Source organism: Methylobacterium sp. 142-1Y (genome assembly GCF_057747795.1).
Genome location: NZ_CM173224.1, coordinates 951,733 through 967,532, shown reverse-complemented (window position 1 = coordinate 967,532; position 15,800 = coordinate 951,733). Strand labels below are relative to the sequence as shown.

Here is a 15,800-nt window from a genome sequence, read left to right as displayed (position 1 = left end):
CGCCAATCCCTCGAATGCTACCGATCGAGTGCGATGCCGGGTTAACGTCGGACGCCCATCGTGGTCCTGGCATCCGGCCGGAGCTTGCGGCCGCGAGGGGGATACAGGAATGCGTGCAGGTCTGATGGCCGGGCTGGTCGCCCTCGGGATCCTGGTGGCAGCGGCGCCCGCGGAGGCGAGGGGCCGGCGCGGCGGTGGCGGCGTGTTCTTCGTCACAAGCCGGAGCCACGCCGTCACGGCGGAGCCCCGCACGGCCCTGGGGCCGGAGCCGCGGCTGCGCACGGCGGCGGCCGATGCCGGCGGGCCGGAGCCGATGACGACCGGCACCACCGCGCCGATCCCAACCCGCGAGGCCGCTCCGGCGCCGTCGTCCGCGCCGGCACCTTTGCGACCCTGGTGCGCGACCGGCCGGGTGTTCGGCTCGGGCGCGGGCTTCTGCGCGATCAATTGACCGGAGCGGAGAGGCGCTCGACGTTGTTGCGGACGTGCTCGCGGTAGCGGTCGATCACCGCTTCCGGCGTGCCGCCGCCGAGCAGGGTGCTGGTCGCCTCGAGGGCCGCGCCGATCTTCTCGCTCACCATCCGCTGCGCCTCGACCTGGCCGGCGAGGCCGCCCCAGGCGATCTTGACCATGCGCAGTTCGATGACCTTCTGGGACTCCATGGCGAGCATCGCCGTCGCGTACCAAGCGTCCAACATCCCGGTCTCCTTTGCGTTTTGCAAAAATCGCGAGCCCGGGCCGGCACGGAGGGCGCCGGCCCGTAACACGTTGTCAGGCGGCGCGGGCCCGGGGCGCCGTGCAGGCCGGGAGACGGCCCATCCGGCGGGCGAGGTCGGTCCAGCAGGCGAGCGCCGCATCGACGGCGCGGCTCATCTCGGCGGCCTGGAGCTGCGCGAGGTCGCTCGGCGAACGAACTGCGAGCGCGGCCTTCCAGAAGGCGAGGGCCGCCTGGCTCTCGCCCTGGAAGAACGCCACCAGCCGTCCGTTGATCTCGATGAAGCCCTGCATGGCAGCGAGGGGAACCTCGTCCTGGCCGGACGGCCCAGGCGCCGCGGCCGGCTCGGCGGCGGCCGAAGAGGCAAGGGCCGTGACGCCCGACGCCTCCCCCGGGGTCGGCTCGCTCTCGGCGGCCTCGGTCTCGAGGGCTGCCGGCTCCGAGGTCGCCGATTCCTGGAAGGCGGGCGCTTCCACCGAAGCGTCCTCGGTTGACGGCGCTGCGATCTCGGGCTCCTCGGACACGAACTCGGCGAATGCGGCCGGCGCCTCGGCGGGATCCTCGTGCACGGGCGCCGGCTCCGTCTCGGCCGTCGAAAGCTCCGGCGACGCCTCGGATTCGGCCATCGGCGCATCGCCGGTTTGATCGGGCTCTTCCGCGTCGAACGGGGCCTCGGGCGCGTCGGCTACGACAGGAGCCGCCACGGGACCTTCAGCCGCGAGCATCGCGACCGTGGAGGTTCCGGACAAGAGCGGATCGGCCGCGGCGGTCTCGCTCAAGTGCGGCTCGGCCGCGTGGATCTCGGACACGAGCGGCTCGGAAGCGGCGGTCTCGGGCATCGGCGGCTCGGCGGCGACCTCGGCGGGTGTCGTGTCCATGGCCGTGGTCTCGCTGGATTTGGCAGGATCGTCCGTCCGCGCCGCCGTCCGGACGGGAGGGCGGCGGGGCGGCTTGCGGGTCTTGTCGATGCGGCGCGTCGTGGTCATAGGCTCGGCCTCCTCGGAATAGCGGGCGGCGCGTCCCTGGCGCGTCACCCGGCGGGCGGCCGCCCTCACCCGATGCGGGGGCGGACGCGCAAAGCCGGAGCGCCGGCAGGCTCGTCCGGGGCACCGGCAGGTCGGCGCGGGCAAGGCCGCGCGGCCGTCGGCGGCGCCAAGGTGACGCGCCGCCGGTCTCATATTTCGGCTTCGCTCAGACGCCGCGCGGGCTGGCGAGACGATGCCCGGACAGGAATTTCCGGAGATCGTCTCATCCCCTTGGCCGGGGAGCGTCAGCAGGGTGCGCGGCCCCGCTCCGGCGGCTGGCAGTCGCGATCGTCCTCGACCGTCCCGGGGCGAGGCCGAGCTTCACCCCGGAGGGAATCAGGCCTTGGCCTGGGTCTTGGTCAGGTCGTCCTTGATCGACTCGGACAGGGTGGCGAATTCCTTCGCCTGGCTCTGCAGCGCGCTCATCTGGTTGCGCATGTACTCGCCCTGCAACTCCAGGGCTTCCTTCACGTCGCGGGTGCGCACGAGCTTCTCGGCGAGGTCGAAGGTCGCGGAGGCGTGCTGCTCGGTATACTCGAAGCCGCGGGCCACCGCGGTGCCCATGCCGGTCTGCGAGGTCTGGGTCGAGGATTGCACGGTCTCGGCGAGCTTGCGGGCGGTGCCCAGGAGGGTGCCGAACGCCGTGCGGGCGTTCTGCACGCCCTTCTCGGCGAAGTCGCGCATCTCGGTCGGGATTTCGAAGGGCTTCTGGGTGGTGCTCATGGGCGTGGCCTCAGGCTCGTCGCTACGCGCGCCGCCCGCGAGGATTTGTGCGACGCAGCAATTACGATGCTGCAACGCAATGCGAGAGTCAACGGGTCGCGCGCGGGACGGCCTTGTCCGCCGGTGATGAGGCGCTGTGGCGCGGGACGGAACGGCACGACCGCGGTGGCGATGCTCCGGGAGACCGGCACGCGGGCTTTCGCCGCGACGAGGCCGGAGCAGACGCGGCCCTCGAAGGTGCAGGATTTCTGCCTGTCGGTGCTCCCGCAGAGTGTCGTCCCCGTGCCACCGCGCTTGCTCTAACAAACAAGATCTCACGATGGGTAGTCAATGGTCCGGCGACAGGACCCTCGCCTGCGCGGCAAGGCGGATCACGATGCGTTAAGGTTTTCGACGACGAATTGCGGCAAGGCGGTGTTAACGAAGAACCGTCATGCTCACAGGCAATCGTGTTCCCGGGTTCGGGACATCCTCTGCCGCCGCGGCGGCCCTACGAGTACCTGACGAGGATTGCCGATGCGCACCTTTCGGTTTCGCCTCCATCCCGCCGCCGTCGCGGCGGGCATCCTCGGCCTCGGTACCCTGTCGGGCTGGGGCGCTTACGCCGTCTCCTCGTCGGGCAAGGCCGCGCTCCGGGCCCAGCTGGCGGAGGTCGAGGGTCAGCGCGACACGCTCGCCGCGCGCTTCAAGCAGTTCCAGGATGTCGACGCCGAGCTGCGCGACCGCCAGGCCAAGATCGCCGCGACCCGGGACGAGATCGCCCAGCTCGGCGCGACCCGCGACAAGGCCAAGGCGCAGCTCACCGCCACCCAGCGCGATCTCGCCTCCCTCAACAAGCGCCTCGACCAGGCGAAGGACAAGGTGACCCAGACCGGCAGCATCACGCCGGCTGCCGGAGAGGCGGCCAAGAAGCCGGCGCGCTGAGAGCCTGGTTGACGTGTCGTGCCAGTCATCTGGCATGGATGCCGATACGTCTCGACGTCATCCTGGAGCTCGTCGAAGACGAGAACCCGGGATCCATAACCGCTGACCGTCCAAGATGCAGCGGAACGCAGGCCGCTTTGTCCTGCGCCGTCAGCGGTATGGATCCCGGGTTCCGCTTTCTCGGCCCCGGGATGACAAGGAGGGTGAGATGTCTGCGTGGGCCCATCAAACAGGGCTCTGGAAGACTCGATCCAGTGCCGGGGCTTCCTAAGCCGGCACGAGGTCCGCACCCTGCTCGTGCGGATGCTGGAGCGCCGTCTCGGCTTCGCGGCGCGACAGGCGCTCGACCAGGGCGGCCCAGCGCATGCCGACCTCGTGCCCGAGGGTGAGGCGGCCAGCCTCGTCGTAACGGCGCCAGCCGCAGCGCGGGGCGCCGTCCACCCCGATTTCGTCGTAGGTCTCGTAGCGCGCCACCAGACGGTCGAGCCGGTCGTATTCCTGGTGGAACCAGCAGATCCCGAAGACCCGGCCGCCGCGGCCGAGCATCCCGGCGCTCTCCAGGCGGTGCTCGCCCGGAATGCGGAAGATGGTCTCGAAGGCGGGCGGCGCGCAGCGCATGGGTCATCTCCGTCGCGGGGTGTCGAGGGAGCGGCGCCGGCAAGCGAACGGGCGCCCAGTCGGAACGTCAAGTCTTCGAACGTCACGTCTACGACCGGCCGCCGCCGGACATCGTGCAGATTCGGGGATCACCCCGAGGATCGCGCGTTAATGATTCCTCGACAATTTGTGCGCTGCAACCATCCGGGCGTCAAGCCCGGACGGTTCGTCGTCACCCGCGCGTCGATCACTGCCCCTTGGCGGCGATCGCCTCGGCCCAGGCCACCGAGCGGCGGGCCATCGGGACGTGCTGGCGCTCGAACATGCGGCCGTTGATCTGGATCGCGCCGCGCTTGGCGTTCTCGGGCCGCTCGTAGATCTCGATGACGGTGCGGGCGATCCTGACCTCGTCCTCGGTCGGCGCGAAGGCGGCATTGGCCAAAGCCACCTGGCTCGGGTGGATCAGCGTCTTGCCGTCGAAGCCGAGGATGCGGGCCTGCTCGCATTCCTCGCGGCAGCCGTCGAGGTCGGAGAAGTTGTTGTAGACGCCGTCGAGGATGGTCAGCCCCTCGGCGCGGGCGCCGGCGAGCGCGGTCATCAGCCAGGGCATCATCGGGGCCCGGCCGGGCACGATCTGCGTCCAGGTGTCCTTGGCGAGGTCGTTGGTGCCGAGCACGAAGCAGGCAAGCCGGGTGCCCGGGTTGCGCCGCGCCGCCGCGATCGCCTGGATGTTGAGGATCGCCGCCGGGGTCTCGATCATCGCCCAGATCTTGATGCCGGGCGGCGCATCGAGGGCCTCCAGCCGGTCGGCGATGTTTTCGAGCACCGCCGGGGAGGAGACCTTCGGCATCAGGATCGCGTCGGGCCCGGCCTCGATCGCGGCGCGCAGGTCGGCCTCGCCCCAGGGGGTCTGGGGCGCGTTGACCCGGATGATCAGCTCGCGGTCGCCGTAGCCGCCCTGGCGCACCGCGGCGCAGACCTGCTCGCGCGCCACGTCCTTGGCATCGGGGGCGACCGCGTCCTCGAGGTCGAGGATCAGCGCATCGGCCGCGAGGCTGCGCGCCTTCTCGAGGGCGCGCAGGTTGGAACCCGGCATGTAGAGCACGCTGCGGCGGAGGCGGAGATCGATCATCGCGAAACGGTTCCCTTACGGTCCGTTCCTGCTTACGGCAGCGCCCGATTGCGTTGCAACATGGGGCGCGGCCGGTCGCGCGGTCACGCTCCCGGATCGTTCTCCAGCAGGATCGGCCGGCCGTGCGGCGTCGCGGCGGCCGCCCGGGCGAAGGCCGCGCGGCGCTCGGCCAGGGCCGCCGCATCGGTCAGGCCGCGCTCGGCGAGTAGGGTCTCGATCGTGTCGAGCCACAGGGCGTAATCCGCCGGGCGGTCGCCGGACCGGCCCAGCGCCTGCGCCCAGTCCGACCAGGTGAACAGGCCGGCATCGTGCAGCGACACCACCAGGGCGAAGGTCTGTGCCTCCCAGGGCGCGGCAAAGACCGGGGGCTCGGGGGGACGGTTCATGCTGTCGCCGCCCGGGCCGGTTCGAGATAGCTCTCGAAGGCGTTGACCGAGACGGCGAGTCCCGGATCCGCGTCCTCGCCCCACAATTCGATGCCGGAGAACCGCACGGTGTAGAGCCATTGCGGCGCCTCGCCGGCGAAGGCGGCGTTGGAATCCGGGAAGACGAAGCCGCCATGGACCCGCTCGACGATGCCGGTTCGGCCCCGGACGTAGCGCGGCAGGCGGGTATGGCCTTTCGGGTTGACGATTTTCGCCCGCACCTCGTCGCCGGGGGAAAAGCGGGCGGGATTCGTCACCGGGCGGTCGCTCGGAAAGCCGCGGGAAAACAGCGGCGCCACCTCCTCGGCCTTGAGCACCCGGGCGACCGGGGCCGGCGGCGTCAGAGCGGCGCCGGCCGCCAGCTCGCCCGCCTCGACGAGCCCGTGCTGCTGCACCTGTTTCTCCAGGGCCCGGAACCAGATCCGGTAATAGCTGGAGGTCAGGTACTCGCCGGGCGGCAGCGATTCGCGGGCGGCGCGGCTGGCATCGAGGTTCCAGGTGCCGGTGAGCCCCATCGCCATCGCCATGGCGAAGACCCGCTTCTCCCAAGGAGCGTGGAACCAGGGCTCGTCCGCTTCGAGACCCAGCGGGCCGAAGCCCTGCATGCCGCCGAGATCCTGTCCGCCGTTCATGCGTGCACCACCTGGTCGGGGCTCAAGGGAAGCCCGGTGCCGATCATCGAATCGCGGGTGACGAGGTCGGCCAGCGCCGCTTCGTCGAGGCGGTCGGTGCCGGGCGGGCGCATCGGCAGCACCATGTAGCGCAGCTCCGCGGTCGAGTCCCACACCCGGATCCGGGTCTCGGGCGGCAGCACCGTGCCGAATTCGGCGAGCACCCCGCGCGGATCGATGACGGTGCGGGAGCGGTAGGGCGGCGACTTGTACCAGACCGGCGGTAGGCCGAGCACCGGCCAGGGATAGCAGGAGCAGAGCGTGCAGACGACGACGTTGTGTTCCTCGGGCGTGTTCTCGACCACCACCATGTGCTCGCCGCCGCGCCCGCCGACATCGAGCTCGCGCATCGCCGCACTGCCGTCGGCCAGGAGGCGGGCCTTGAAGGCGGGATCGACCCAGGCCCGTGCCACCACCCGGGCGCCGTTATGCGGCCCGACCTTGGTCTCGTAGGTCTCGATCAGGGTGTCGAGGGCGGCCGGATCGACGTAGCCCTTCTCGACCAGGATCGATTCGAGGGCGCGCACCCGCAGGTCCAGCGGCGACAATTCGCTGCCGTGAGGGTGGTCGTGATGATCGTGATCGTGGTCTTGGTGGTCGTTGTCTTGCGCCATCTCTGCCCTCCTGCAAGCCACGAGGATACGCGGGAGGCTCTCACGCCGCCACCGTCACGGACGCACGGCCGGGGTCTCGACGGGGAGGGGCGCGGCGCGCTGCATCAGGTAGAGGGTCAGCGCCACCGCCTCCGCCGAGCCGGGCGTGAACGGCTCGGCCCGCATGCCGGTGAGGCAATTGCGGAAACGCCGTTCCAGCGAGCCGAGATCCTGCCATTCGAGCCGGTAGAGCGGATAGCCGGTCGGATGCCCTTGCGGGATCGTGGCGGCACCGAGCCGCCGGCCGCGGTTCTCATCGTGGCAGGCGGCGCAGGAGAAGCCGAGCTGACCCATCGGCGTCGTGAACAGACGTTGCCCCTCGGCGCGGGCCGGCGCGAGGCGGGGATCGTCCGGCGATGCGATGGCAGCGCCGCGGGAAAGATGGCCGAGATACGCCGTGAGCGCTAGGAGGTCGCGGCCCTCCCGCTTCAGCGGCGTCGCGCCTTGGTGGCGGGTGCGGCAGAGGTCGACCCGGCCCTCGATGTCGATCGGCCGGCCGGTTGCCGCGTCCCAGGCCGGGTAGCGGGCGGTCACGCCTTGCAGGGACGCTTCGGTGTGGCAACCGGCGCAGGCTGGCGCGCCGGGGGAGGGCGCCCGGGCGAACAGCTCGGCTCCGTCCTGCACCCAGAGCATGCCGGGATTGGCGGTGTCGTCGGCCTGCATCGCCCGGGTCTCGGGCGCCATCTCGTCGAAGCCGGAGCGTCGTTCGGCAGAGGGAATTTCAGCTGCTGCCGCCCCGCCGAGGAGTAGGCCCGCGAGGGCGAGGACGCCGAGGAGGTGGCGTCCCGGAGCCCGCGGATACCAGGGTCGTCCGGAAAAAATCCCGTTCAGAATCAGGCGCGGGTCTCTCCTCTCCCCGCGGGCGGGGAGAGGCTTTCGTCCCCCTTGCCGGGGGCGAAAGGAGCGCGAAGCGCGAGGGTGAGGGGGTGTTTCCGGAAGAGTCTCACTTGTCGAGACCCCCTCACCCTCGCTCCGGCTGCGCCTCCGCTTGCTTCGTCTCCTGAACGGAGACACAGCCCTCTCCCCGCCCGCGGGGAGAGGAGAGACCCGCGCCTCTCCCGTTACCTGGACAGCTCTATCCGGCCCCGAGACGACTTTCCCATGCGCGAGGGGCTTCATGGCCGCCGTCATTCCCGATTCCACCGCGTTAGGACTCCGCTGACCAAGACGCGCTACAAGGCAGGTCCCTCGATCGGATCCCACCCTTGCGCTATCCCCCCCACCTGCTCGAAGAGATCCGCTCCCGCCTGCCGGCCTCCGAGGTCGTCGGGCGGCGCGTGCGCCTCAAGAAGGCGGGGCGGGAATGGCGCGGCCTGTCGCCGTTCAACGCCGAGAAGTCGCCGTCGTTCTACGTCAACGACCAGAAGCAGTTCTACCACTGCTTCTCGTCCGGCAAGCACGGCGACATCTTCACGTTCCTGATGGAGACCGAAGGCGTCTCGTTCCCCGAGGCCGTCGAGCGCCTGGCCTCCGAGGCCGGCGTCGCCCTGCCGGCGCCGAGCGAGGCCTCGCGCGAGAGCGAGACGCGGCGGCGCGGCGCGCTCGAGGTGATGGAGCTCGCCTGCACCTTCTTCGAGGAGCAGCTGGCCGGCCGGGCCGGGGGACGCGCCCGCGACTACCTCGCCGGCCGCGGGCTCGACGGCGAGATCGGCCGCACCTTCCGCCTCGGCTATGCCCCGCCCGAGCGCTACGGCTTACGCGACCACCTCGCCGCCCGGGACGTGCCGGCCGAGATGATGGTGGAACTCAACCTGCTCACCACCGGCGACGACATCAAGGTGCCGTTCGACCGCTTCCGCGACCGGGTGATCTTCCCGATCCGCGACGTACGCGGCAAGGTCGTCGCCTTCGGCGGCCGCGGCATGAGCCCGGACGCCAAGCCCAAATACCTCAACTCCTCCGAGACGCCGCTCTTCCACAAGGGGCGCATGCTCTACAACCACCATGCGGCCCGTAAAGCCGCGCACGACACAGGCCGGGTGATCGCGGTCGAGGGTTATGTCGACGCCATCGCGATGACGCTCGCCGGCCATCCGGAGGTGGTGGCGTCCCTCGGCACCGCCCTCACGGAAGACCAGCTGGCGCTTCTCTGGCGCATGGCCGACGAGCCGATCCTGTGCTTCGACGGCGACGGTGCCGGGCGCCGCGCCGCCTATCGCGCCCTCGACGTTGCCCTGCCGGCGCTGCAACCGGGAAAATCGCTCCGCTTCGCCCTGATGCCGGAGGGCCAGGACCCGGACGACCTCCTGCGCACCGGGGGCCCGGGCGCCATCGACCGGGTGCTCGACGGCGCCCGGCCGATGGTCGACGTCCTGTGGTCGCGCGAGACCGAGATGAGCCCGGTCGACACGCCGGAGCGCCGGGCCGGCCTCGCCCAGCGCCTGCGCGAGATCGTCAACGGCATCCGCGACGAGACCCTGAAGCGCTACTACCGCGACGACATCGAGGCCCGCCTGCGGGGGACGGGCCCCAATGGCGGCGCCCGGCGCGAGAGCGGGGGCGAGCGCCAGTACCGCGAGCGCGCGCCTTTCGTGCCGCGCGGCCGCGGCGCCCCGCCGGCGCCGGTCTCGCCGCGGCTCACCGCCCGGGCGAGCCCGCTACTCGCCCGCTCCTCGCTGTTCTCCGGCGGCTCGTCCTCGCGAGAGGCCTTGATCGTCGCTGCCCTTCTAGTCCATCCCGAGTTGCTGGCCCGCGAGGCCGAGGAACTGGCCGAAATCGAGTTCGAGGGCGCCGATGCCCGCTCCTTACGCGGCGTGCTCCTCGATTTCGCGGCGGAGGGGGGAGCGAGCGACACCACGTTCCTCGATGCGCGGCTGGAGCGGGCCGGCCTCACGGCGGCAGCGGGCCGCATCGCCGGCCTGGTGCGGCCCGGCGACCGCTGGGTGCTCGATCCGCACGCCGATCCGGTGCGGCTGGAGGACGCGCTCCGGCAGGCCGTGATCTTGCACCGCAAGGCCGGAACGCTACATAGCGAACTCCGGGCCGCCGAACGCGCCCTGGCGGACGAGGAGACGGAAGCCAATTTCGCCTGGCTGCGCGACGTGAAGACCCGCCTCTCCGTAGTGGCGGGCGCAGAAGCCGAGGCGGATGAGGCCCAGGAAGCGGAATCGTGACGGGATCGCCCTGACGCCACGCGCGGCTTGCAGCTTTCGTCCGGACTAGTTAACGGCAAGTCGATCGAGTGGCTTGCACATTTGCGTGAGATCCTGGGGCGGCTCGTGCGCCGCCGGACGAGACATCACGGTGCCGGCACGGCGGGAGTCTCCCCCGCCCGGGCACTGCCGACACCGGGAAGCATAGGCTGAGCATGGCGACGAAGGCAACGGAACGAGACGAGACCGAGGCGGCCCCCGAGCAGCAGACCGACGGCCCGCTCCTCGACCTGACGGATGCCTCCGTCAAGCGGATGATCAAGCTCGCCAAGAAGCGCGGCTACGTCACCTACGACGAGCTGAACGAGGTGCTGCCGCAGGAGGAGTTCACCTCCGAGCAGATCGAGGACGTGCTCGGCCAGCTGTCGGAGCTGGGCGTCAACGTGGTCGAGGCCGAGGAGGCCGACGAGCAGCAGGGCGAGGCCCCGGCGCAGGAAGGCGCCGAGGAGGAAGAGGCGAGCGAGGGCGGCGAGGTGGCCGAGGTCGCCGCCGCGCGCCCCGTGGCCCTGCGCGCCGAGACCGCCAAGGAGCCGACGGACCGCACCGACGATCCGGTCCGGATGTACCTGCGCGAGATGGGCTCGGTCGAGCTTCTCTCCCGCGAGGGCGAGATCGCGATCGCCAAGCGGATCGAGGCCGGGCGCGAGGCGATGATCGCCGGCCTGTGCGAGAGCCCGCTGACCTTCCAGGCCATCATCATCTGGCGCGACGAACTCGTCGACGGCCGGGTGCTCCTGCGCGACATCATCGATCTCGAAGCCACCTATGCCGGCCCCGACGGCCGCGCCGGCCCCGCCGAGGGCGAGGTCGAGGCTGAGGGCGACGAGGAGGCCGAGGGCGAGACCCCGCCGGAAGGCGAGGGCGACGAGGACGACCTCGAGAACAACGTGTCGCTCTCGGCGATGGAAGCCGAGCTGAAGCCGCGCGTGCTCGAGACCTTCGACGCGATCGCCGAGAACTACCGCAAGCTGCGCAAGGTCCAGGCCGAGCAGGCCGAGACCCGGCTGAAGGGCGCGGCGGCCTCCGAGTCGCAAGGGCAGCGCTACTCCGAGCTGAAGAACACCGTCGTCGCCGACGTGAAGTCGCTGTCGCTGAACTCGAACCGCATCGAGGCGCTGGTCGAGCAGCTCTACGACATCAACAAGCGGCTGATCTCGCATGAGGGCCGCCTGATGCGGCTCGCCGAGAATCACGGCGTCGCCCGCGACGAGTTCCTGCGCCACTACCAGGGCTACGAGCTCGATCCGCACTGGGTCGAGCGGGTGGCCAAGCTCGGCGGCAAGGGCTGGAAGAACTTCACCGAGCGCGGCGCGGTCAACATCCTGACGCTGCGCGAGCAGATCATCTCGCTCGCCTCCGAGACCGGCCTGGAGATCCAGGAATACCGGAAGATCGTCCACATGGTCCAGAAGGGCGAGCGCGAAGCCCGCCAGGCCAAGAAGGAGATGATCGAGGCCAACCTGCGGCTGGTGATCTCGATCGCCAAGAAATACACCAACCGCGGCCTGCAATTCCTGGACTTGATCCAGGAGGGCAATATCGGCCTGATGAAGGCGGTCGACAAGTTCGAGTACCGCCGCGGCTACAAGTTCTCGACCTACGCGACCTGGTGGATCCGGCAGGCGATCACCCGCTCGATCGCCGACCAGGCCCGCACGATCCGCATCCCGGTCCACATGATCGAGACGATCAACAAGATCGTCCGGACCTCGCGCCAGATGCTGCACGAGATCGGCCGCGAGCCGACCCCGGAGGAACTGGCCGAGAAGCTGGCGATGCCGCTGGAAAAGGTGCGCAAGGTCCTCAAGATCGCCAAGGAGCCGATCTCGCTCGAAACCCCGATCGGCGACGAGGAGGATTCCCACCTCGGCGACTTCATTGAGGACAAGAACGTCGTCCTGCCGATCGACGCGGCGATCCAGTCGAACCTGCGCGAGACCACCACCCGGGTGCTCGCCTCGCTCACCCCCCGCGAGGAGCGCGTGCTGCGCATGCGCTTCGGCATCGGCATGAACACCGACCACACCCTGGAGGAGGTCGGCCAGCAATTCTCGGTGACCCGCGAGCGCATCCGCCAGATCGAGGCCAAGGCCCTGCGCAAGCTCAAGCATCCGAGCCGGTCGCGGAAGCTGCGGAGCTTCCTCGACAACTGAAGGCCCGATGATCGATCGAGGAAGGCCCGGGAGGCGACCGCCCCCGGGCCTTCTTCGTTACGGCGCCACGAGCCGCGCCACGGCGCGCCGCACCAGCGGCAGCACGAGCAGCAGGGTCGGGAAGGCGACGAGCCAGGAGACGCCCCAGGCCCGCGGCCAATGCCACAAGGCGTCGGGGGTCGGCCCGAGGCTGAGCAACGTCGCGATTGCCGAGACGATACACGTCATCATCACCGACAGCAGCAGGGCGGTGAGGAGCGGCGCGGCGGAGGCCGGCAAGCGGCGCGGAGCGGGAAAGGACAGCATGGCACGTCTTTCGGAACGGGCGATCGGCCCGGACGAGGCATTGCGCACCCGCCCGGCGAAAAACCGCCCGGGGAGTGCGTTGCCTGACGTGAGACGCTTACGGCCTGCCGGGATGGAGCCCGGCGACGACATCAGCCTTAGCAGGCGCGAAGTCGAGTGCCAAGGTCGAGTGCCAATCCGGCGGGCCGGTCGACCGCTGCCAAGCCTTACTCTCAAGCCTTGCCCTGGCAGGGCGCAGAGCCCATGTCAGAGCCATGTCCGACCAGCCTCGCCCCGCCCCCGCTCCGATGCCCACGGCCGCGGCGGACGGGTCGGAGGCGAGCGACATCCCGATCGGCCTGTTCCGCGATTGCGTGGCCCTGCGCGACTGGCTGCTCAGCGAAGGCGCGCGGCTGCCGGAATCCGGCGATCTCCTCGCCGGCATGGCCGAGCGGCTGAACGCGCTCGGCGTGCCGGTCGACCGGGCCACCACCGCCATCGACGCGCTGCACTCGGACTATTCCGGCGTCGGCCGGTTCTGGACCCGGGAGGACGGCGTCAGCTTCCGCCTCTTCCCGCACGGCGAGGTCACCGAGCAGGCGCTCGCCCGCAGCCCCTTCGCCCATGTCTACGGCACCGGCGAGTGGCTGATCCTCGACCTGCGCGAGACGCCGGACGACCGTTACAGCATCATCCCCGAACTCAAGGCGGCGGGCTACACCCATTACATCACCGTGCCGCTGTTCTTCACCAACGGGACCAAGAACGGCGTCACCTTCGCGACCCGGGATCCGCGCGGCTTCGGCGACGACGACCTGGCGATCATGCGATTCATCATCCCGACCCTGTCGGCGGTGATGGAGATGCGCGGCCTCAACGCCCGGCTCGACCACGTGCTGCGGGTCTATGTCGGCGACGGGCCGCACCAGGCGATCCTGGCCGGCTTCATCCGCCGCGGCCAGGTCGAGCGGATCCGCTCGGCGATCCTGTTTGCCGACATGCGCGGCTACACCCACCTCACCGACGCGCTCACCCCCGAGGCCTCGGTGGAATTGCTGAACACCTATTTCGACTGCCTCGTCCCGCCGATCGAGAGCGAGGGCGGCGAGGTGCTGAAATACATGGGCGACGGGCTTCTCGCGATCTTTCGCGAGAGCGGCGACGATCTCGGCGGCGCGGCGCAAGGCGCGCTCTCGGCCGCGCAAGCCGCACTCCGCCGGGTCGAGGAGGCCAACCGCGCCGGGCGCTTCCCGACCCGCATCGAGATCGGCATCGCGCTCCACCACGGCGAGGCGGCCTACGGCAATGTCGGCTCCGGCGCGCGGCTCGACTTCACGGTGATCGGCCGCGACGTGAACCTCGCCAGCCGGCTTGCCAAGCTCAACAAGGTCCTGTCCGAACCGCTCCTGATGTCGAAGCCCTTCGTCGACTTCCTGTGGGGCGATCCGGAACTCCTCGGCACCCACCCCCTCGACGGCATCGCCGAGGAGATGGCGATCTATCGTCCGGGGAAAGGGGCCTGACCGAAGGCGGTTGACGAACACGAGCCGGCTCGCCACATTCCGGCCGTTCCAGGGAGATCCCCGGCAAGGGGCTGAGACACCGCTGGACCTGTGGCCCCTCTGGCCCGGTCGGCGCGGAAATCCTTCGAACCTGATCCGGCTCATACCGGCGTAGGGATTGGACAGGTCCGTCAGGACCGCGCGCGCATCATCCGGCAATCGGGCGCCGTCCACTCTCTTCGGGCCACCGTGGAGACGAGGGTGCACGCGCAGACGATCGGACGGCGAGGCGGATCGTCCGAGACCCAAGACATCGACCGGCTGCCGGACCGCGCGGACGTGGCGGTGATCGGCGCCGGGCTGATCGGCCTGTCGATCGCGTGGCGTCTGGCGTGTGCCGGTCTCGCCGTCGCGGTGATCGAGCGGGGCAGGGCTGGCGACGGCGCCAGCCTCGCGGCCACCGGTATGCTGGCGGCCGCGGCCGAGCACGAGCCGGGCGGCGAGATCCTGTCGCCGCTCTGCCTCGAGAGCCAGCGCCTCTGGCATCCCTTTCGCGATGAGCTGGAAGCCGAATCCGGCCTGACCATCGATTACCGCCGCGAGGGCACCCTCGTCATCGCGCTGGGCCGCGACGAGGTCGAGCGCTTGCGCTTCCGCCACGACCTGCAGCGCCGCGACCACCTCGCCGTCGAGTGGTTGTCCGGACCGGCGGTGCGCACCCGCGAGCCGGGCCTGCGCCCCACCGTCACCGCCGGCCTGTTCTGTCCCGACGACCACCAGGTCGATCCCGCCCGGGTGATGGCCGCCTTGCGCCAGGCGTTTCGCAGAGCCGGCGGCCGGCTGATCGAGGAGACCGCCGTCACCGCGCTCGCCCGCGAGGCCGGCCGGGTCACCGGCATCGAGACGAAAGCGGGTTCCCTGCGCGCCGGTACCGTCGTGCTCGCCTCCGGCGCCTGGGCCGGGGAGGGGAGCCTGGTGCCGGATCTCGCGCTCCCGGTGCGCCCGCTCAAGGGTCAGTCGATGGCGCTCCAGATGACGCCGCGCAGCGGCTCCCTCGCGCATGTGGTCTGGACCGAGCAGGTCCACATGGCGCCGAAGGGCGACGGTTCGCTCATCGTCGGCGCCACCGTGGAGGAGACCGGTTTCGACCCGCACCTCACCGCCGGTGGTGTCTTCGCCCTGCTGGAGGGCGCCCGCCGTGCCTTGCCGGGGGTGGAGGAGATGCAGGTTTCAGGCATCTGGAGCGGCTTTCGCCCGACCTCCGACGACGACGCCCCGATCCTCGGCGAGGCCCTGCCCGGCCTGGTGCTCGCTGCCGGCCACCACCGTAACGGCTACCTCCTGGCGCCTGTCACTGCCGAGGCCGTCTCCACCCTGATCCTGCGCGGCGAGACGCTGCCGGTGGCCGCTCCCTTCGGCCTCGCCCGGTTCGCGCGTGCTTCCGGAGTCCCAGCATGAAGCTCCTCGTGAACGGCGAGCCCCGCGACAGCGAGGCCGCCACCCTCGACGCCCTCTGGCGCGCGGAGACCGCCGATCTCGACCTGCCTGGCCCCCAGGGCTTCGCCATCGCGCTGAACGGCGCGGTGGTGCGCCAGCGCGACTGGGCGGGCACGGCGCTCTCGGAGAACGATCGCGTCGAGATCGTGCGCGCCATGCAGGGCGGGTAGTGAGTGTGAGGTCGTTCGATGGGGTTGCGCGATACCACCGACTTTTCCTTCATCCCACCCACGAACCTCATCCTGAGGTGTCAGTCGATCGAAGATCGACTGACCTCGAAGGAGGGCTCCAGCGATCGCTGCGATCCCTGGAGCCCTCCTTCGAGGCTCACTTCGTTCGCACCTCA

General features: G+C 70.4%; 17 protein-coding genes and 1 riboswitch. Of the genes, 7 read left to right on the top strand and 10 right to left on the bottom strand.

Annotated features, from left to right (window positions below):
* Positions 1–109: 109 nt before the first annotated feature.
* Positions 110–451, top strand: coding sequence for a hypothetical protein (locus AC3AOF_RS04555; protein WP_236991899.1), 342 nt, complete (start codon positions 110–112; stop codon positions 449–451).
* On the opposite strand, the gene AC3AOF_RS04550 is transcribed toward AC3AOF_RS04555, so the two are convergent.
* The 3 genes from AC3AOF_RS04550 to AC3AOF_RS04540 form a co-directional block, all read right to left on the bottom strand.
* Entirely contained in the window at positions 444–698 is a 255-nt protein-coding gene (locus AC3AOF_RS04550) for a hypothetical protein (protein ID WP_236991900.1), read from the bottom strand. The genes AC3AOF_RS04555 and AC3AOF_RS04550 overlap by 8 nt on opposite strands.
* Positions 699–771: 73 nt before the next feature.
* The gene (locus AC3AOF_RS04545) at positions 772–1,701 is read right to left on the bottom strand and encodes a phasin family protein (protein WP_488347793.1); all 930 of its coding nucleotides are present in this window, start codon (positions 1,699–1,701) and stop codon (positions 772–774) included.
* Positions 1,702–2,076: 375 nt separating this feature from the next.
* The gene (locus tag AC3AOF_RS04540) at positions 2,077–2,463 is read right to left on the bottom strand and encodes a phasin (RefSeq protein WP_488347792.1); all 387 of its coding nucleotides are present in this window, start codon (positions 2,461–2,463) and stop codon (positions 2,077–2,079) included.
* Positions 2,464–2,979: 516 nt separating this feature from the next.
* On the opposite strand from AC3AOF_RS04540, the gene AC3AOF_RS04535 reads away from it, so the two are divergent.
* Positions 2,980–3,387 (top strand): hypothetical protein, encoded by a 408-nt coding sequence (locus AC3AOF_RS04535; protein WP_236991903.1) that lies wholly within the window; start codon positions 2,980–2,982, stop codon positions 3,385–3,387.
* A gap of 267 nt (positions 3,388–3,654) precedes the next feature.
* Here the strand turns inward: AC3AOF_RS04535 and AC3AOF_RS04530 are convergent, their stop codons facing one another.
* The 6 genes from AC3AOF_RS04530 to soxA all read right to left on the bottom strand — a co-directional run bounded on the left by AC3AOF_RS04530 (position 3,655) and on the right by soxA (position 7,549).
* On the bottom strand, positions 3,655–4,005 hold the full coding sequence (locus tag AC3AOF_RS04530; RefSeq protein ID WP_488347791.1) for a hypothetical protein: 351 nt from the start codon (positions 4,003–4,005) through the stop codon (positions 3,655–3,657).
* 226 nt (positions 4,006–4,231) lie between these two features.
* Positions 4,232–5,116: an HpcH/HpaI aldolase/citrate lyase family protein gene (locus AC3AOF_RS04525; protein WP_236991905.1), complete on the bottom strand. Its 885-nt coding sequence runs from the start codon at positions 5,114–5,116 to the stop codon at positions 4,232–4,234.
* Between the two features lie 83 nt (positions 5,117–5,199).
* Positions 5,200–5,502 carry a nitrile hydratase accessory protein gene (locus AC3AOF_RS04520; RefSeq protein WP_236991906.1) on the bottom strand — a complete coding sequence of 101 codons (303 nt, stop codon included), beginning with the start codon at positions 5,500–5,502 and terminating at the stop codon, positions 5,200–5,202.
* Positions 5,499–6,173: a nitrile hydratase subunit beta gene (gene nthB / locus AC3AOF_RS04515; RefSeq protein WP_488347790.1), complete on the bottom strand. Its 675-nt coding sequence runs from the start codon at positions 6,171–6,173 to the stop codon at positions 5,499–5,501. The genes AC3AOF_RS04520 and nthB overlap by 4 nt, the downstream gene beginning before the upstream one ends.
* Positions 6,170–6,826 carry a nitrile hydratase subunit alpha gene (nthA, locus tag AC3AOF_RS04510; RefSeq protein ID WP_236991908.1) on the bottom strand — a complete coding sequence of 219 codons (657 nt, stop codon included), beginning with the start codon at positions 6,824–6,826 and terminating at the stop codon, positions 6,170–6,172. The genes nthB and nthA overlap by 4 nt, the downstream gene beginning before the upstream one ends.
* 54 nt (positions 6,827–6,880) lie before the next feature.
* Positions 6,881–7,549: a sulfur oxidation c-type cytochrome SoxA gene (gene soxA / locus AC3AOF_RS04505; RefSeq protein ID WP_336886952.1), complete on the bottom strand. Its 669-nt coding sequence runs from the start codon at positions 7,547–7,549 to the stop codon at positions 6,881–6,883.
* A gap of 521 nt (positions 7,550–8,070) precedes the next feature.
* On the opposite strand from soxA, the gene dnaG reads away from it, so the two are divergent.
* Together dnaG and rpoD are read left to right on the top strand one after the other, a co-directional pair.
* Positions 8,071–9,978 (top strand): DNA primase, encoded by a 1,908-nt coding sequence (gene dnaG / locus AC3AOF_RS04500; protein ID WP_488347789.1) that lies wholly within the window; start codon positions 8,071–8,073, stop codon positions 9,976–9,978.
* Positions 9,979–10,172: 194 nt separating this feature from the next.
* Positions 10,173–12,170 (top strand): RNA polymerase sigma factor RpoD, encoded by a 1,998-nt coding sequence (gene rpoD / locus AC3AOF_RS04495; RefSeq protein ID WP_236991910.1) that lies wholly within the window; start codon positions 10,173–10,175, stop codon positions 12,168–12,170.
* Between the two features lie 57 nt (positions 12,171–12,227).
* On the opposite strand, the gene AC3AOF_RS04490 is transcribed toward rpoD, so the two are convergent.
* The gene (locus tag AC3AOF_RS04490; protein ID WP_236991911.1) at positions 12,228–12,476 is read right to left on the bottom strand and encodes a DUF2798 domain-containing protein; all 249 of its coding nucleotides are present in this window, start codon (positions 12,474–12,476) and stop codon (positions 12,228–12,230) included.
* A 254-nt stretch (positions 12,477–12,730) separates the two neighbouring features.
* Between AC3AOF_RS04490 and AC3AOF_RS04485 the strand changes: the two genes are divergently transcribed.
* From AC3AOF_RS04485 to thiS, 3 genes are all read left to right on the top strand, one after another.
* Entirely contained in the window at positions 12,731–13,978 is a 1,248-nt protein-coding gene (locus AC3AOF_RS04485) for an adenylate/guanylate cyclase domain-containing protein (protein WP_236991912.1), read from the top strand.
* Between the two features lie 41 nt (positions 13,979–14,019).
* Positions 14,020–14,153, top strand: a riboswitch (TPP riboswitch).
* Between the two features lie 65 nt (positions 14,154–14,218).
* The gene (gene thiO / locus AC3AOF_RS04480; protein ID WP_488347788.1) at positions 14,219–15,415 is read left to right on the top strand and encodes a glycine oxidase ThiO; all 1,197 of its coding nucleotides are present in this window, start codon (positions 14,219–14,221) and stop codon (positions 15,413–15,415) included.
* Positions 15,412–15,624: a sulfur carrier protein ThiS gene (gene thiS / locus AC3AOF_RS04475; RefSeq protein ID WP_236991914.1), complete on the top strand. Its 213-nt coding sequence runs from the start codon at positions 15,412–15,414 to the stop codon at positions 15,622–15,624. Before thiO ends, thiS begins: the two co-directional genes overlap by 4 nt.
* The last annotated feature ends 176 nt before the right edge of the window (positions 15,625–15,800 follow it).

Bases quoted from the DNA above. Each gene is read 5' to 3' on its own strand.
- soxA (WP_336886952.1), bottom strand. From the start codon at position 7,549: ATGGCGCCCGAGACCCGGGCGATGCAGGCCGACGACACCGCCAATCCC.
- AC3AOF_RS04490 (WP_236991911.1), bottom strand. From the start codon at position 12,476: ATGCTGTCCTTTCCCGCTCCGCGCCGCTTGCCGGCCTCCGCCGCGCCG.
- thiS (WP_236991914.1), top strand. From the start codon at position 15,412: ATGAAGCTCCTCGTGAACGGCGAGCCCCGCGACAGCGAGGCCGCCACC.
- AC3AOF_RS04545 (WP_488347793.1), bottom strand. From the start codon at position 1,701: ATGACCACGACGCGCCGCATCGACAAGACCCGCAAGCCGCCCCGCCGC.
- AC3AOF_RS04540 (WP_488347792.1), bottom strand. From the start codon at position 2,463: ATGAGCACCACCCAGAAGCCCTTCGAAATCCCGACCGAGATGCGCGAC.
- AC3AOF_RS04520 (WP_236991906.1), bottom strand. From the start codon at position 5,502: ATGAACCGTCCCCCCGAGCCCCCGGTCTTTGCCGCGCCCTGGGAGGCA.
- AC3AOF_RS04555 (WP_236991899.1), top strand. From the start codon at position 110: ATGCGTGCAGGTCTGATGGCCGGGCTGGTCGCCCTCGGGATCCTGGTG.
- rpoD (WP_236991910.1), top strand. From the start codon at position 10,173: ATGGCGACGAAGGCAACGGAACGAGACGAGACCGAGGCGGCCCCCGAG.
- AC3AOF_RS04535 (WP_236991903.1), top strand. From the start codon at position 2,980: ATGCGCACCTTTCGGTTTCGCCTCCATCCCGCCGCCGTCGCGGCGGGC.
- nthA (WP_236991908.1), bottom strand. From the start codon at position 6,826: ATGGCGCAAGACAACGACCACCAAGACCACGATCACGATCATCACGAC.
- AC3AOF_RS04550 (WP_236991900.1), bottom strand. From the start codon at position 698: ATGTTGGACGCTTGGTACGCGACGGCGATGCTCGCCATGGAGTCCCAG.
- nthB (WP_488347790.1), bottom strand. From the start codon at position 6,173: ATGAACGGCGGACAGGATCTCGGCGGCATGCAGGGCTTCGGCCCGCTG.
- AC3AOF_RS04485 (WP_236991912.1), top strand. From the start codon at position 12,731: ATGTCCGACCAGCCTCGCCCCGCCCCCGCTCCGATGCCCACGGCCGCG.
- AC3AOF_RS04530 (WP_488347791.1), bottom strand. From the start codon at position 4,005: ATGCGCTGCGCGCCGCCCGCCTTCGAGACCATCTTCCGCATTCCGGGC.
- AC3AOF_RS04525 (WP_236991905.1), bottom strand. From the start codon at position 5,116: ATGATCGATCTCCGCCTCCGCCGCAGCGTGCTCTACATGCCGGGTTCC.